We start from the raw sequence: 14,582 nt of genomic DNA on the forward strand, positions 1-14,582 counted from the left end.
CGTGACCGAGAGGCGGCTCGATCAGCCGATCTTGCGGATCCAGCCGTGGGTATCGGCTTCCTGCCCGCGCTGGATGGCGACGAGGCGGCTCTTCAGCTTCTGGGTGAGCTGGCCGGGGCCGCCCGAACCGACGGTGAATTCACCGTCGCGCCCGGAAACCTTGCCGACCGGGGTGACCACGGCGGCGGTGCCGCAGGCGAAAGTCTCGACGAGCCGACCCGATTGCGCATCCTCGCGCCACTGGTCGATCGAATAGCGGCCTTCGGTGACGGTGAGCCCTTCCTCGCGGGCAAGGGTGAGCAGGCTGTCGCGGGTAATGCCGGGCAGGATCGTTCCCGTCAGTTCCGGCGTGAGCAGGGTACCGTCGTCGAATACGAAGTACAGGTTCATGCCGCCCAGTTCCTCGATCCACTTGTGCTCGGCGGCATCGAGGAAGACGACCTGGTCGTGGCCACGGGCAATCGCCTCGCCCTGCGGCACGAGGCTGGCGGCGTAGTTCCCGCCGCACTTGGCTGCACCGGTGCCGCCAGGAGCGGCGCGCGTATAGTCGCTGACCCAGATCGAGACCGCCGGGGCGCCCGATTTGAAGTAGTTGCCCGCCGGGCTGGCGATGACGATGAATTTGTACTGCTTGGCCGGACGCACGCCGAGGAAGGCCTCGGTCGCGATCATGAACGGGCGCAGGTAGAGCGAAGCGCCTTCGGCCTCGGGGATCCAGTCGCGGTCGGCCTGCACCAGGCGCTCGATGGATTCGACGAAGAGCGCTTCGGGCAGTTCGGGCATGGCGAGGCGTTCGGCCGAGCGGTTGAAGCGCGCGGCGTTGGCTTCGGGGCGGAACAGGGCAATGCTGCCGTCCGCCTGCTTGTAGGCCTTGAGGCCCTCGAAGATTTCCTGCGCGTAGTGGAGGACAGAGGCGGCCGGATCGAGTGCGATCGGCTGGCGCGGGCCGATCACGGCATCGTGCCAGCCCTGGCCCTCGGTCCACTCGATCACCACCATGTGGTCCGAGAAGTTCGTGCCGAAGCCCGGATTGGCAAGAATTGCAGCCCGTTGATCCGCGCCGGTCGGCGAGGGGTGGGGCAGGGAAGTGAAGGTCAGGCCGGCATCGGCGAGCGTCGCCATCGAACTAGGTCCTCATCATTGTACGTGCGGCGCGCTGTTGAACAAAAATTGCGCTCAGTGCAACCGAAAAGAAATTTTGATACTTAGCTGTAATGTATTAGCATGTCGCCGCAGCGAGGCAAATTGCTGCGCGCGCGGTGTCTTCCGCAACGGCTGAAAGCAAGTGATGCCAATGGGCGTCTTACCGGCGATTTTCCAGCCTCATTTTCTCAATTCGAGGAGCAGGGATGGATGCATCGGACTGCGCGAGTCCGGTGTCGCCGGCACGCATGGGCGCTCGGCTGCTTCAGGGCCGCGCTGCTCCAGGGCGCTGGGCATGAAAAAAGGCCGTGCCCGCGAGTCGGGACGACCTCGATTGTTTGCTGCATGAGAATTGTTTGCTCAATGAGAATGGCCGCACCGGAAAACCGGTGCGGCCATTCGCATGGTCAGCGGCCGGAAGTGCCGCCAGCGAAAGCCTTTATCGCCTGATCAGAATTCAGCGATAATGCCTCGCGACGGAAATTGCCGACCTCTCTGCTGAACCATGAGACATCGGATCACCTCCTTTCGCGCTGTTGAGCCAAAGATCACCGCTTTCGCGGCTGGGACTTCAGGTCGTCCTGGGCGCGTTTCCCGGGGCCTTCGGTCTTGAGTATTTTTGTGTCCGATTCCGCATCGCACAACAAGTCTTGCATTCGTTTTTTTTGCGGTCATTATGATGACTTCGGCCAGTTTTCCCCAGCTTGGAGGTCGATTTCGACCCACCGCTCGGGGCACCGCTGAGTGCGGCCTGAAGAGAGCCGGAATTTACCGAAATCAGCGCTTTTTCACCCGCTTTTGAAGTCCGAATCGCCGTTTGGACGGCTTGTGATTCGTCTCCATGGAGAGGCGACCCAGCTCTTGGGCAATACCTTACCGCGGTCTAGTGCAGGGGATCGGCAAATCGAATCAGCCGCTTGCGGTCGAATCCGCTCTCTTCGGGAAAGCCGATATGGCGTTGTGACTAATGGTCGATTCGGAATTGCAGCCGCGTGGCGATCCCGTGGAGGCCGGTACGAGGCCGCCTTGTCATGCCTCGTGCGCAAAATGGCGCGGCGAAGCTGAATGCGAAGATCGATTCGTGGCGGCGGCCGGGTTAACGGCAGTCTTCGATGACGCGCGAAACTTCGGTCCAGCTCGGAATGTAGAGCGCTGCCATGCCCGGAACTTGCACTGCGAAGCGACCGCGGCTGAAGGCCATGTCATCGAGCAGCGGGTCGCGGGCGGCCAGGCTTGTCGAAACGCCGCCCTGCACCGGATTGGCGACGAGGGTGCGTTCGCCTTCGGTGGTGCGGATCGCCATCGAAACGGGACCTGCAGCTACGCCTGCGCGGGTCAGCGACACCTTCTGTTGCTGCCGCTCGCAGCGCAGGATGAACTGGCCGCCGGCGAAACTGGCGAAAGAGCCGGCCGAACCGGGGGCGTATTGCCAGTCGCCTGGCGTCGCCGGTGCGTCGCGCCAGTCGCTAGCCGGAGGTGGCAGGGGCGTCGGTGTCGTTGCCGGGGTGGGCGTGGGGCGCTGCGCCGGTTGGGGCGGGGGAGCCGCCACTTGCGGAATGCAGCCGGCAAGCGCCAGGGCCCCGGTCAGGACCGAAAGGAGGCGAAGCGAAACGGAGGTGGAGCGCAGGCGCGGATTTGCCTTCATGCTCCCGGTATGGAATGACAATCGCTCCATCTCAAGTACCCAGGCCCGATGACTGACCCATCTGCGCAACTATCTGTCGGAAAACCAAAGCCCGCCCCCAAGGCGCGCGTCGATCAGATGCTGGTCGACCGCGGGCTGGCGGAGAGTCGCACCCGCGCGCAGGCGCTGGTACTGGCCGGGCTCGTCTTTTCCGGGGAAACCAAGATTGCCAAGCCGGGGCAGAGCCTGCGCGGCGACATGCCGCTGGAAGTACGCGGCCGCGATCACCCCTGGGTTTCGCGCGGTGGCATCAAGCTTGCCCATGCCATCGAGCATTTCGGCCTGGATCCAGCCGATGCGGTGGCGATGGACATTGGCAGTTCGACCGGCGGCTTCACCGACGTCCTGCTGACGAATGGGGCGAGCCGGGTCTTTGCGGTCGATTCCGGGACCAACCAGCTCGCCTGGAAGCTGCGGCAGGACCCGCGGGTGACTGTCCTGGAGCAGACTTCCGCGCGCATTCTCACGCCTGAGCTTATCGATGCGCCCTGCAACTGGGTGGTTTGCGATGCCAGCTTCATCGGACTTGCCAAGGTTCTGGAAGTTCCCTTGCGCCTCGCAGCCCCCGATTGCCGGCTCGTCGCCCTGATCAAGCCGCAGTTCGAGGTCGGTCGCAACGAAGTGGGGAAGGGCGGCGTTGTCCGGGACCCAGCCCTGCATGAACGTGTCTGCGCCGAAGTGCGCACTTGGCTGGAGGGTGAAGGTTGGCAAGTAGAAGGCATTGTCGAAAGCCCGATCAAGGGGCCGGAAGGCAATGTGGAGTTTCTCGTTTCGGCACGCAGGGGCGTCTAACGATTGCACCTTTGCTCCAGCCGTTACACAAATTGCCTAATCTTCATGGTCTCTTGGTGATTCGGGGGTGAATGCGGGGATGAACCTGCTTGCTTCGTCAGGTCAGTTGCGTGCCAGTTTTGCGCGATGGGCTTTGGTCTTCGTGCCGACACTTGTGCTGCTCGGCTTTCTTTCCGGCAAAATGGCCCAGAGCGGGCCGGACAATCCATGGTTCGCCGCCTTGGTGAAGCCCGAGGTCTATCCGCCACCGGCGGCCTTTGGCATCGTCTGGACCGTACTGTACGTCCTGATGGGACTTGCGCTGGCGATGGTGGCTGCGGCTCGCGGAGCGCGGGGACGCGGTATTGCCGTGCTCGTCTTCACCGTGCAGTTCGCGCTGAATCTTGCGTGGTCTCCGATTTTCTTCGGTGCACATCAGATTACCGGCGGGCTGATCGTGATTGCATTGCTCGACGTGCTGGTCCTGCTTACGGCAGTCCTGTTCTATCGGGTCCGGCCGATCGCGGCGGCACTGCTGGTGCCGTATCTCGCCTGGATTTTCTTCGCGACTTACCTCAATTACGCGTTTCTCGAAGCCAATCCCAAGCTGGACGGCGTCGATGTTGCGCCTGCGGTTGAGCGTTTCGAGATCTGACCCCCCTTGCGCCGCGTTTCGGTGCGCACCATCATAGGGCCATGCAAAGCGAAAATCCCTTCATCGCCGACTTCGTCAAGATGATGAACAGCGCCGCCGGCACGTTTGCAGGCATGACGCGTGAGGCCCGTGATACCGCCAAGGAGCGCTTCAAGGAGCTCATGGGCGACATGGACTTCGTCAGTCGCGAGGAATTCGACGCCGTCAAGGAAATGGCTGCGACGGCGCGCGAGGAAACCGAGACGCTGAAGAAGCAGGTCGCGGCGCTCGAGGCCAAGCTCTCCGCCAAGGGTTGATCGGTCCATCGGACGCAGATCCGGTGCCCGCCCTTTACCTGACCTTGTACGGCATCGCTGCGCTGGTCCTTGGACTGGCGCTTGGGCGTCGTGCGCGCCTGCGCTGGCCGGACGCCATGCCGCGCTGGATGCCGGCGGCTGTGCTCGTGCCCGGTCTCCTGCCGCTTTCCTGGCATTTCCGGCGAATTTCCGACTTCGTCGCTCCGGTGTCCGGCATCATGGACCGCAGCGGCGCGGCGGCCGAACTGGAAGCGCTGGCGCTCGGCCTGCCATTCGCCGTCCTTGGCCTCTGGGGTCTCGCTATCCTCATCGCGCGGCGCGTGCCTGCCTTCGCAGCGCTGTTTCCGGGGCTGGCGACCTTGCTCTATCTTCTCGGTACGGCGCAGGCAGCGCCTCTCGTGGGAGAGGTCATCGCCGCGCGCCGGGATTGGCATGACCTGCTGATTGCCGCGCAGGTTCCGGCAAGTCTGGCCATCTGCGGTTTCCTGTGGGGCGCGCTTGGCCGTGCGGGGCTCTTCGCGCCCTGGTCCTTGCGGCGAAGGTGATCGCGCTCGGCTTGCCCCGCCCGATCAACCGTAGCACAGGGAAGCCATGCAGCTTCGCGCTCCCGCCATAGTCTGTTCCACGAGGCCGCACGGCGAAACGGCGGTGATTGCGCGCCTGCTGACACAGGAGAGCGGCATCGTTGCGGCTTACGTGGCAGGAGGCAGGGGGCGCAACCTGCGGCCCGTGGTCATTCCGGGCAACGTGGTCGATGCCGAGATCCGAGCACGATCGGAAAGCCAGTTGCCTTATGCGCGGCTCGAGCTTGTCGAGAGTCGCGGGCCTTGGCTGACCGAGCCCTTGCCTTCTGCCGCCATTTCCTGGGTCACCGCGCTCACCGCGATCGCCTTGCCCGAGCGGCATCCTTATCCCGCGCTTTACGATGCGCTCGAGGCCTTGCTCGATGCGATTTGCGTGGCGCCGTCCGCGCGCGGCTGGGCCTTGCCGCTGCTGTCCTTCGAAGTGCTGCTGCTGCGCGAACTGGGCTACGGGGTGCCCGTGCCCCGGCCACAGGACGAGGATTGGGTCGCCGTTCTCGACACTTTCGACAGACTGGGACGTGAACTGGCAAGGTATCCGCTTGCTGATCGGCGCAGAGACGTTATGGCGGCGCGCGACCTGCTGCGTGAGCGGCTGGCACGTATCTGAAGCTACAAGACGAGTCTGGAGACGCCATGCGCATCGCGGTTTTTGCAGGAGACGGAATCGGCCCCGAGGTCACCGAACAGGCGGTCCGCGTGCTCGAGACGCTGGACCTGCCGGGCCTCGAACTGGTCGAAGGCGATGTCGGCGGCGCGGCCTATTACAAGCACGGACACCCGTTGCCGCAGCAGACTTTGGACATTGCCCGTTCGAGCGATGCGATCCTGTTCGGCGCCGTGGGCGACTTTTCCTGCGACAATCTTGAACGTCACCTGCGTCCGGAGCAGGCCATTCTCGGCCTGCGCAAGGAACTCGGCCTGTTCGCGAACCTGCGCCCGGCACGCGTGTTCCCGGGCCTTGAGGACCTGACGACGCTGCGCCGCGAAGTCGCGCAGACCATCGACCTGCTCATCGTTCGCGAACTCAACGGCGACGTCTACTTCGGCGAGAAGGGCATGCGTACGCTGGAAGACGGCCGCCGCCAGGGCTGGGACATGATGTCCTATGCCGAGGACGAGGTGCGCCGCATCGCCCATTCGGGATTCAAGGCCGCGATGACCCGCGGCAGGAAGCTGACTTCGGTCGACAAGGCCAACGTGCTGGAAACCTCGCAGCTGTGGCGCGACGTGGTGATCGAGGTTTCGGCCGAGTATCCCGAAGTCGAACTGAGCCACATGTACGTGGACAACGCGGCAATGCAGCTCGTCAAGAATCCGGGCCAGTTCGACGTCATCGTCACCGGCAACCTCTTCGGCGATATCCTGTCGGACCAGGCCAGCATGTGCGTCGGCTCGATCGGCCTGCTCGCCTCGGCCTCGCTGGCAGAGGGGTCTTTCGGCCTTTATGAGCCGATCCACGGTTCGGCACCGGACATCGCAGGCAAGAACCTTGCCAATCCGATGGCGACGATCCTTTCCGCGGCCATGCTGCTGCGCCATAGCCTTGGCCTCGAGGCCGAAGCGGCGCGGATCGAGGCCGCCGTGGCCAGGGCGCTTGCCGACGGCATCAAGGGCGGCGATCTTGGCGGCAGCGCCGGAACGCGGGAAATCGGTGACGCCGTCGTCGAACGGTTGTAACAGGCGCAGGACTTACCCAAGGTAGTCCATAAGAAACATGGGGCGCATGAACATTACTCGTTCCGATCTTGCTCAGGCCGTGGACGTTGCCGCGCAGCCGCTCGAGCTGGCTATCGTGCTGCCGACGTTCAATGAACGCGGCAACGTTGCCGGCATGGTCGAGCGGCTCGATGCCGCGCTCAAGGGCGTGGTCTGGGAAGCCATCTTCGTTGACGACAACAGCCCGGACGGGACTTCCGATGAGGCCCGTCGCCTTTCGCTGAAAGACCCGCGCGTGCGCTGCATCCAGCGCATCGGGCGTCGAGGTCTGGCGAGCGCGGCGATCGAGGGCATGTGTTCCACCGCAGCCCCGGTGGTGGCGGTGATGGATGCCGACCACCAGCACGATCCGGAACTGCTGCCCCAGATGCTCAAGGCCGTGCAGTCGGGCGAGTACGATCTCGCCTATGCCTCGCGCTTTGCGGAAGGGGCGAGCACCGAGGCGTGGGGAAGGCCTGACCGCGTCAAGGCATCGGGCATTGCCAACAGGATTGCCAACAAGGTGACCGGGGTCGAACTGACCGACCCGATGAGCGGCTATTTCATGCTGCGCACGGAAACCTTGCGTGCAGACGCCCACCGCCTTTCGGGTGTGGGCTTCAAGATCCTTCTCGACATCCTTGCCACGGTCGATCGGCCGCTTCGGGTCAAGGAATTCCCCCTCCACTTCGCCGCCCGCGCGGAAGGCGAAAGCAAGCTGGATCAGACCGTCGTGTTCGAATTTCTCATTGGTCTTTACGACAAATGGCTCGGCCGCATCATTCCGACCCGCTTCGCGCTGTTCGGCACTGTCGGCGCAATGGGCGTGGTCGTCCAGCTAGCGGCGCTGTGGATGATGCTCCACGTCGTGTTCCGTGAGCGTTTCGTCTACGGCAACTGGTCGGAAAGCGCGACGTTCAACGTGGCGAACACCATCGCCGCCGTCGTCGCGATGACATTCAACTTCGTGCTCAACAATGAGCTGACCTATTCGGACAAGCGTCTGCGCGGCTTCGTGCCGCTGATGCGCGGCTGGGCGCAGTTCGGCGTGACCTGTTCGCTGGGCTTGCTGACCAATATCGGTTCGGCCGCCATGCTCAAGACGATGGGCTTCCATGACGTTGTTGCCGTTGTGACCGGCATCATCCTCGGCTCGGTCTGGAACTTCGCGCTGTCGTCCAAGTTCGTCTGGGGCAAGTACTGATCTTCCCAAGCGCTAAACCGACCTAGCGAAAGGTCGGGCAAACAAGGGCTCCGCGCGGCAATCGGCGGGGCCTTTTTTGTGACCCGCGATATCAGCGCCAGCCGGGCAGCCACATCCAGAAGTTGTAGACGTCCTTTGGCAGGGGCAGCCCCGAGAGGATCGGGAAGAACAGGACGAAAAAGCCGAGGGCGAGGACGAAAGTCCCTGTGCCCACGCGCTGCCAGCGTCCCTTGCTGGCCCACATGGCATCGAGGGCAAGCGCCAGAACCCCCATCAGGAAGGCACCGGGCAGCAGGTAGTGGTAATAGAACTGCACCGGCTTGGCGTTGTAGATCCACACGCCTAGCGTCGCGGCATAGAGCAGGACGAAGGCCAGCACGTCGTGGCGCTTCTGGTAGATCGCGGCGCCTATACCCCAGAGCAGGGCCAGCAGGCCGACCATCATCGAGAACGGATTGCCCAGCATGACGATGCCGCGCTGCGTATCCTTCATGGTCTCGAACAGGTACCAGATCACCCGCAGGTCGCCGACCCACTGGTACCACACGCTGCGGTAGGGATGGGGCTTTTTCACGCTTTCCTGCAGGCGCAGCATGTACTCGTGCTGCTTGAGGAAGCCGAAAGGCGAGACCGGACGGTCGGTGTAGAACATCGCCGGCGCGTAAGTGGCCCAGTAGACCGCGAGCGGGAACAGGCCGAGCCAGAAGGCCGCCTCGATCAGCGAGATGCCCTTGACCGGTCCGCCCTTGGGGCGTCCGGCAAAGGTCAGGCCGTTTTCGCGAATCCACAGGATGAGGAAGCACAGGCCCGGCAGCATGACGGCCGGCGCGCTCGTCCACTTCGCTGCTATCGAGAGGCCCAGGGCGAGCCCTGAAAGCAGCAGCCTGAAGCGCCCGGCGGCTTTCGAACCGGACCGCAGGGCCGCCGCGAACTGCCACAGGCCGACCATGCACAGGCCCGCCTCGATCATGTCCAGCATGGCGATGCGGCTCTGGACGAACCACATGAAATTGGTCGCCAGCAGCATCATCGCCGCCAGCGTCGCTGCGCGGCGATGCGAGGCGTGCCACATCAGGCGGCCGAACCCGAGCAGGCCCAATGCGCCGAACAGCGCCGAGGGCAGTCTCCACCCGATCGGGCGGTCGCCCAGAAAGTGGATAGAGGTGGCGATCACTTCCTTTGCGAACATCGGATGTTCGCGGTTCGCCGGGATCAGGTCCAGCAGCTTGAGCGAGGCCGGAACGTAGTGGATCTCGTCGAAATAGTATCGCCCCGGCAGGTCGATGCGCCAGAGCAACAGGGCAAGGAATCCGAGCGTGATGAAGAGGCACCAGCCGAGCGGATCACGGTCTTTGCGGGGGGTGAGCGGCATCGGCTTTGCGGGATAGGGGGGAACTTCCCCTCCTTCAAGGGGACGCCGAACTTGTGCGGTGGACGAAGGCACGCTGCAGGAGCGCTGCATTCGCTTGCGCTGCGCCTTGCGCGAATCTAGAGGCAGGAGCCATGAAACGCACTACCGGAATGGACCGAGCCAAGACCTCTCAATGGCGTCCCGCCACCCGCGCGATTCGCGGCGGTACGTGGCGCTCGGAAATGGGTGAGACGAGCGAGGCGCTCTTCCTCACCTCGGGCTACTGCTACGACGATGCCGCGACGGTTGCCGCGCGCTTCGCCGGTGAGCAGGACGGCATGACCTACTCGCGCCTGCAGAACCCGACGGTGGCGATGCTCGAGGAACGCATTGCGTTGCTCGAAGGGGCCGAGGCGTGCCGCACACAGGCATCGGGCATGGCGGCGATGACCGCTGCGCTGCTTTGCCAGCTCTCGGCGGGCGATCACATGGTCTCGGCCCGCGCGGCCTTCGGTTCGTGCCGCTGGCTGGGCGACAGCCTGCTGCCGCGCTTCGGCATCGACGTGACCGTGATCGACGCAACCGACAATGCCGCATGGGAAGCGGCAATCCGCCCGAACACCAAGGTCTTCTTCTTCGAGACGCCCGCGAATCCCACGATGGACGTCGCCGACCTCGAGTACATCTGCGGCCTGGCCCGTTCGCGCGGGATCACTACCGTGATCGACAATGCCTTCTGCACGCCTGCACTGCAGCGTCCGCTGGAATGGGGCGCGGACGTCGTTGCCTATTCGGCCACCAAGCTGATGGACGGGCAGGGCCGCGTCCTGGCGGGCGCCGTTTGCGGCAGCGAGGAATTCATCAACGAGAAGCTGCTGCCCTTCCAGCGCAACACCGGGCCGAACCTTTCGCCGTTCAACGCCTGGGTCGTGCTCAAGGGTCTCGAGACGCTCGACATGCGCGCCAGGAAGCAGAGCGAGAATGCGCTCAAGGTCGGCGAGTTCGTTGCCGGACGCGTGCGGAGGATCCTGCATCCCTGGCTGGACGGCCATCCCGGCCAGGCTCTTGCGCACAAGCAGATGGATGCCTGCGGGCCGATCTTCAGCTTCGTGCTCGATGGCGGCCGAGAACAGGCCCATGCCTTGCTCGATGCCCTGCAGCTCATCGATATTTCGAACAATATCGGCGATTCCCGGTCGCTGATGTGTCACCCGGCCTCGACCACCCATCACAACATGGGGCCGGAAGGCAGGGAGGCCATGGGCGTTTCGGAAGGAATGCTGCGCATCAATGTCGGGCTGGAAGATCCCGACGACCTGATCGAGGATCTCGACCAGGCCCTGGCCAAGGCAGGGCTCTGAGCCCGCTGTCCCTCGGCGCCGATCCGGCGGCACTGCTCGCCGCGATCGTCGAATCGACTGACGACGCGATTGTCGGCAAGTCGCTGGAGGGACGCATCCTGAGCTGGAATCACGCGGCCGAGCGTATCTTCGGATACAAAGCCGAGGAGATTGTCGGCCGCAACGTGCGTACGCTCATCCCGGCAGATCGCCAGGGTGAGGAAGACCGCATCATCGCGGCGATCACCCGGGGTGAGCGCATTTCCACCTTCGAGACGGTTCGCCTGCGCAAGGACGGCAGCGAGGTTCACGTCGCGGTGACGGTTTCGCCGGTGCACGATGCGGGCGGCAATGTCGTTGGTGCGAGCAAGATCGCGCGCGAGATTACCGAGCGCAAGATGATGATGGCGCAGTTGCAGGAAAGCGAAGAACGCTTCCGCCTGCTGGCCGACAACATCTCGCAGCTTGCCTGGATCGCTGACAGCGAAGGCTGGATTTTCTGGTACAACAAGCGCTGGTTCGATTACACCGGGACCACGCTGGAGGCCATGCAGGGCTGGGGCTGGAAGGCCGTTCACCACCCCGACCATGTCGATCGCGTGGTCGAGCGCGTTCAACATAGCTGGGACACCGGAGAGGACTGGGAGGATACCTTCCCCTTGCGCGGGGCTGACGGCCAATACCGCTGGTTCCTGTCCCGCGCCGTGCCGATCCGCGACGAGCGCGGGGGGATCATCTGCTGGTTCGGCACGAACACCGACGTTACCGAAATGCGCGATGCCGAGCAGCGGATCGAACTGCTGCTGCAGGAAGTCAATCACCGCTCCAAGAACATGCTGGCGATCATCCAGTCCCTCGCGCGTCGCGGCGATGCCAATGGGCCGGATTTCGTCAGGAAGCTGGAACAGCGCATCCAGGGGCTGGCTGCGAACCAGGATGTCCTTGTCCGGCGTTCGTGGTCGGACGTTCCGGTGCTGGAAATGGTCGAGGGCCAGTTGCGGTCACTGGGGGAGGCGCGCTCGCAGGTGATCTGCCAGGGAGAGACGGTCATGCTCTCTCCCGGTGCAGCCGAGGCGCTGGCCATGGCCACGCACGAGATGTGCACCAATGCCATGAAGTACGGTGCGCTCTCGGTCCCCAACGGGCAGGTCTTGATCGCGTGGCAGGTCGAAGGGGCGGGAGAGGACGCGCGTTTTCGCATTTCCTGGACGGAGAGTGGCGGGCCGCCTGTGTCGCCACCCGCGCACCACGGCTTCGGATCGCGTATCATCGTCGATGTGCCGCGCGTGAAGCTCGATGCCGCGATCGAGACGAGCTATCGCCCGGAGGGGTTTCGCTGGTCGCTCGACTGCGGCTTCGCTTCGATTAGCTGATTTTGGGGCGGGGCGCAGGCCGCGCGGGGCAGGCAGTGCATTGCAGGAAACGCCGGTCAGGCAGTTGTCTCCGCGATCATTCGCCGTTAGGCTGGCGGCTGTCATGAAGGAACTGTTCCAACATACGGCAATAACCGATGGCGTCACCGTTCGCGTGGCCGTCAATTTCCTGCCCGAACAATCGCGTATCGAGGCGGGGAAATGGTTCTGGGTCTATCACATCCGGATAGAGAACCACTCGGAACAGCCCCTTCAGCTTCTCACCCGTCACTGGCGCATCACCGATGGCAAGGGTGAAGTGAATGTCGTGGACGGCGATGGCGTGGTTGGCGAACAGCCGGTCATCGCGCCGGGCGGCAGTCACGATTACGTCTCGGGTTGCCCGTTGGCGACGCCGCAAGGGAGCATGGAAGGGCATTATGTCTTCCAGGGCGCAGACGGGCGGGAGGTGAAGGCGCTGATCCCGTTCTTCCCGCTTGCGGCACCGGCGACTGCGGGCTGAGCGAAGCGGGCCTGTCCGTTTCGATCCGGGTTGACTTGCTCGTGGCAAAGTCCTGCCTTGACCGGCGTTACGCAAACTTCATTGCCCCCGCCGCCTGCGAGGCATAGGTAGCTTCCATGAAGCGAACGCACTTGCCCCTCAATGCCTTGCGAGTCTTCGATGCGGCAGCCCGGCACTTGTCCTTCACGCGCGCGGCCGACGAACTGGCGGTTACACCCGCTGCCGTGGGCCAGCAGATCCGTGCGCTGGAAGACCTGCTTGGCGTCGTTCTGTTCCGCCGTACGAGCAAAGGCCTGGAACTGACTGAGGAGGCCGGATCGGGCCTTGCCGCGCTGCGCACCGGGTTCCTGCATTTCGAGGATGCGGTGCAGACGATGCAGGCGGGCCAGTCGAGCCACGTCTATACGATTGCGGCCCCGCGCGAATTTTTCGCGGCCTGGCTGGCGCCGCGTCTCGCCGCGTTCCGCGCAGCAAACCCGCAAGTGCGCTATGTCATCGTCGATGGCGAGATGACCGATTTCACCGAAGCCAATCTCGATCTCGCGGTGCGCTGGACGGACGGGCCGGGCGATCTGGAAGGGATCGCGCTGGCGCCTGCGGAATGGGCAGAGATCGGCGCGGGTGACTGGATCGGCTGGCCGGGAGATCCTTTCCCCGGCAGCGACGGCGAGATTGCGGACAAGGACAGCGAAGAGGACAAGCCCCCGATTACGGTAAGCGATGCCGGGCAGGCCGTGGCCGCCGCCGTCGCCGGGCTGGGCCGGGCACGAGTTCCCGCGCTTCTGGCCGAAGGGCTCGTCGGGCAGGGCCGCAAGGATCTCGTCCACACCGTCACCCCGTGTCGCAGGGGCTACTGGCTCGTTGCGCCGCTGCCGCAGTGGCGGCAGAAGAAAGTGCGCGCTCTGGTCAGTGCGATTACCGGGACCGACTAAGTCTCACCGCGACTGCGGATCGCGACATGTCAGCCGCGCCGATTGGGGTCGAGCGCGGACCGCGAGCCGCGCGTGGTCGCTGCAACGCGGTCAGGCGTCGGGCCGGAGCCTTCAAGCGCCATGAGCGCGGCAATGCGCTTTTCGGTGGCCGGGTGCGTCGAGAACAAGTCCGAGATTCCGGTGGGCACGATGTAGAGCTGAGCGGCGGCAGGGTTGCCTTGCGCCGCATGGCTGGGGATCGCGCGGGCGGGGCCGGCTATCTTGGAAAGCGCCGAGGCGAGCGCGCGCGGATCGCCCGAGATCTCGGCCGAGGCGCGGTCGGCGCCATATTCCCGGGTGCGGCTGATCGCCATCTGCACGATCATCGCCGCGAAGGGCGCCATGAGCATCGCGGCGATGGCGGCAAAGGGGCTGACCCGGTCGTTTCCACGCCCGCCGAAGAACAGGCCGAAATTGGCGATCATCGAAATCGCGCCGGCAATCGTGGCAACCATGGTCATGATAAGGGTGTCGCGGTTGCGGACATGGCCAAGCTCGTGCGCCATGACGGCGGCGACTTCATCTTGGTTCAGCATGTCGAGCAGGCCGGTCGTCGCTGCGACGGCCGCGTTCTCGGGATTGCGGCCGGTGGCGAAGGCATTCGGGTTTGCACTGTCGACGATATAGACGCGCGGCATCGGCAGGCCGGCCCGCTGTGAGAGATCGGCTATCATCCCGTAGAACTGCGGGGCCGACCGCGCATCGACCTCGCGCGCATTGTGCATGCGCAGGACGATCTTGTCGGCGTTCCAGAATGTGAAAAGGTTCATGCCCGCCGCCGCGACAAGCGCGATCATCGCCCCGCCGCTGCCGCCGAACATGTAGCCCAGCCCCATGAACAGCGCCGTCAGCGCCGCCAGCAGCATGGCCGTTTTCAATCCGTTCACTTCACCTGTCTCCAGACATTGAAACCTTGCCGATGATCTAGGCACGGCAGGTGCGAAATCAATGTCGCGAGCCCCTTGGAAACATCGTCTTGCAACGCCGAAACATCGCGCTTGCCGGCGATCCGC

15 protein-coding genes are annotated in these 14,582 nt (G+C 64.2%); 11 read left to right on the top strand and 4 right to left on the bottom strand.

Annotation, left to right across the window (positions count from 1 at the left end; all coding sequences use genetic code 11):
* Window positions 1-21 precede the first annotated feature (21 nt).
* The gene (locus PP1Y_RS16230) at window positions 22-1,122 is read right to left on the bottom strand and encodes a branched-chain amino acid aminotransferase (RefSeq protein ID WP_013833201.1); all 1,101 of its coding nucleotides are present in this window, start codon (window positions 1,120-1,122) and stop codon (window positions 22-24) included.
* A 1,117-nt stretch (window positions 1,123-2,239) separates the two neighbouring features.
* Complete coding sequence (locus PP1Y_RS16235) at window positions 2,240-2,818, bottom strand: hypothetical protein (protein WP_232512402.1); 579 nt, start codon at window positions 2,816-2,818, stop codon at window positions 2,240-2,242.
* An 18-nt stretch (window positions 2,819-2,836) separates the two neighbouring features.
* On the opposite strand from PP1Y_RS16235, the gene PP1Y_RS16240 reads away from it, so the two are divergent.
* From PP1Y_RS16240 to PP1Y_RS16270, 7 genes are all read left to right on the top strand, one after another.
* Complete coding sequence (locus tag PP1Y_RS16240) at window positions 2,837-3,619, top strand: TlyA family RNA methyltransferase (protein WP_013833202.1); 783 nt, start codon at window positions 2,837-2,839, stop codon at window positions 3,617-3,619.
* 79 nt (window positions 3,620-3,698) lie between these two features.
* A complete protein-coding gene (locus PP1Y_RS16245) occupies window positions 3,699-4,253 on the top strand; it encodes a TspO/MBR family protein (RefSeq protein ID WP_013833203.1) in 555 nt (184 codons plus the stop codon).
* A 41-nt stretch (window positions 4,254-4,294) separates the two neighbouring features.
* Window positions 4,295-4,549 carry an accessory factor UbiK family protein gene (locus PP1Y_RS16250; protein ID WP_013833204.1) on the top strand — a complete coding sequence of 85 codons (255 nt, stop codon included), beginning with the start codon at window positions 4,295-4,297 and terminating at the stop codon, window positions 4,547-4,549.
* A 23-nt stretch (window positions 4,550-4,572) separates the two neighbouring features.
* Window positions 4,573-5,094 carry a hypothetical protein gene (locus tag PP1Y_RS16255; RefSeq protein WP_232512403.1) on the top strand — a complete coding sequence of 174 codons (522 nt, stop codon included), beginning with the start codon at window positions 4,573-4,575 and terminating at the stop codon, window positions 5,092-5,094.
* A 46-nt stretch (window positions 5,095-5,140) separates the two neighbouring features.
* Window positions 5,141-5,740 carry a DNA repair protein RecO gene (locus tag PP1Y_RS16260; RefSeq protein WP_013833206.1) on the top strand — a complete coding sequence of 200 codons (600 nt, stop codon included), beginning with the start codon at window positions 5,141-5,143 and terminating at the stop codon, window positions 5,738-5,740.
* Window positions 5,741-5,766: 26 nt separating this feature from the next.
* On the top strand, window positions 5,767-6,810 hold the full coding sequence (leuB, locus tag PP1Y_RS16265) for a 3-isopropylmalate dehydrogenase (RefSeq protein WP_013833207.1): 1,044 nt from the start codon (window positions 5,767-5,769) through the stop codon (window positions 6,808-6,810).
* A 46-nt stretch (window positions 6,811-6,856) separates the two neighbouring features.
* Entirely contained in the window at window positions 6,857-8,032 is a 1,176-nt protein-coding gene (locus PP1Y_RS16270) for a glycosyltransferase family 2 protein (RefSeq protein WP_013833208.1), read from the top strand.
* 91 nt (window positions 8,033-8,123) lie between these two features.
* On the opposite strand, the gene PP1Y_RS16275 is transcribed toward PP1Y_RS16270, so the two are convergent.
* The gene (locus PP1Y_RS16275) at window positions 8,124-9,404 is read right to left on the bottom strand and encodes a phospholipid carrier-dependent glycosyltransferase (RefSeq protein WP_041558928.1); all 1,281 of its coding nucleotides are present in this window, start codon (window positions 9,402-9,404) and stop codon (window positions 8,124-8,126) included.
* A gap of 131 nt (window positions 9,405-9,535) precedes the next feature.
* Between PP1Y_RS16275 and PP1Y_RS16280 the strand changes: the two genes are divergently transcribed.
* The 4 genes from PP1Y_RS16280 to PP1Y_RS16295 all read left to right on the top strand — a co-directional run bounded on the left by PP1Y_RS16280 (window position 9,536) and on the right by PP1Y_RS16295 (window position 13,530).
* Complete coding sequence (locus PP1Y_RS16280; RefSeq protein WP_013833210.1) at window positions 9,536-10,744, top strand: PLP-dependent aspartate aminotransferase family protein; 1,209 nt, start codon at window positions 9,536-9,538, stop codon at window positions 10,742-10,744.
* 83 nt (window positions 10,745-10,827) lie between these two features.
* On the top strand, window positions 10,828-12,096 hold the full coding sequence (locus PP1Y_RS16285; protein WP_232512731.1) for a PAS domain S-box protein: 1,269 nt from the start codon (window positions 10,828-10,830) through the stop codon (window positions 12,094-12,096).
* 103 nt (window positions 12,097-12,199) lie between these two features.
* Window positions 12,200-12,598, top strand: coding sequence for a Co2+/Mg2+ efflux protein ApaG (gene apaG, locus PP1Y_RS16290; RefSeq protein WP_013833212.1), 399 nt, complete (start codon window positions 12,200-12,202; stop codon window positions 12,596-12,598).
* A gap of 116 nt (window positions 12,599-12,714) precedes the next feature.
* Window positions 12,715-13,530 carry a LysR family transcriptional regulator gene (locus PP1Y_RS16295; protein WP_013833213.1) on the top strand — a complete coding sequence of 272 codons (816 nt, stop codon included), beginning with the start codon at window positions 12,715-12,717 and terminating at the stop codon, window positions 13,528-13,530.
* A gap of 29 nt (window positions 13,531-13,559) precedes the next feature.
* Here the strand turns inward: PP1Y_RS16295 and htpX are convergent, their stop codons facing one another.
* Window positions 13,560-14,456 (bottom strand): zinc metalloprotease HtpX, encoded by an 897-nt coding sequence (gene htpX / locus PP1Y_RS16300; RefSeq protein WP_173364731.1) that lies wholly within the window; start codon window positions 14,454-14,456, stop codon window positions 13,560-13,562.
* Window positions 14,457-14,582: the final 126 nt, after the last annotated feature.

Origin of the sequence: Novosphingobium sp. PP1Y, from assembly GCF_000253255.1 — a bacterium.
GTDB lineage: Bacteria > Pseudomonadota > Alphaproteobacteria > Sphingomonadales > Sphingomonadaceae > Novosphingobium.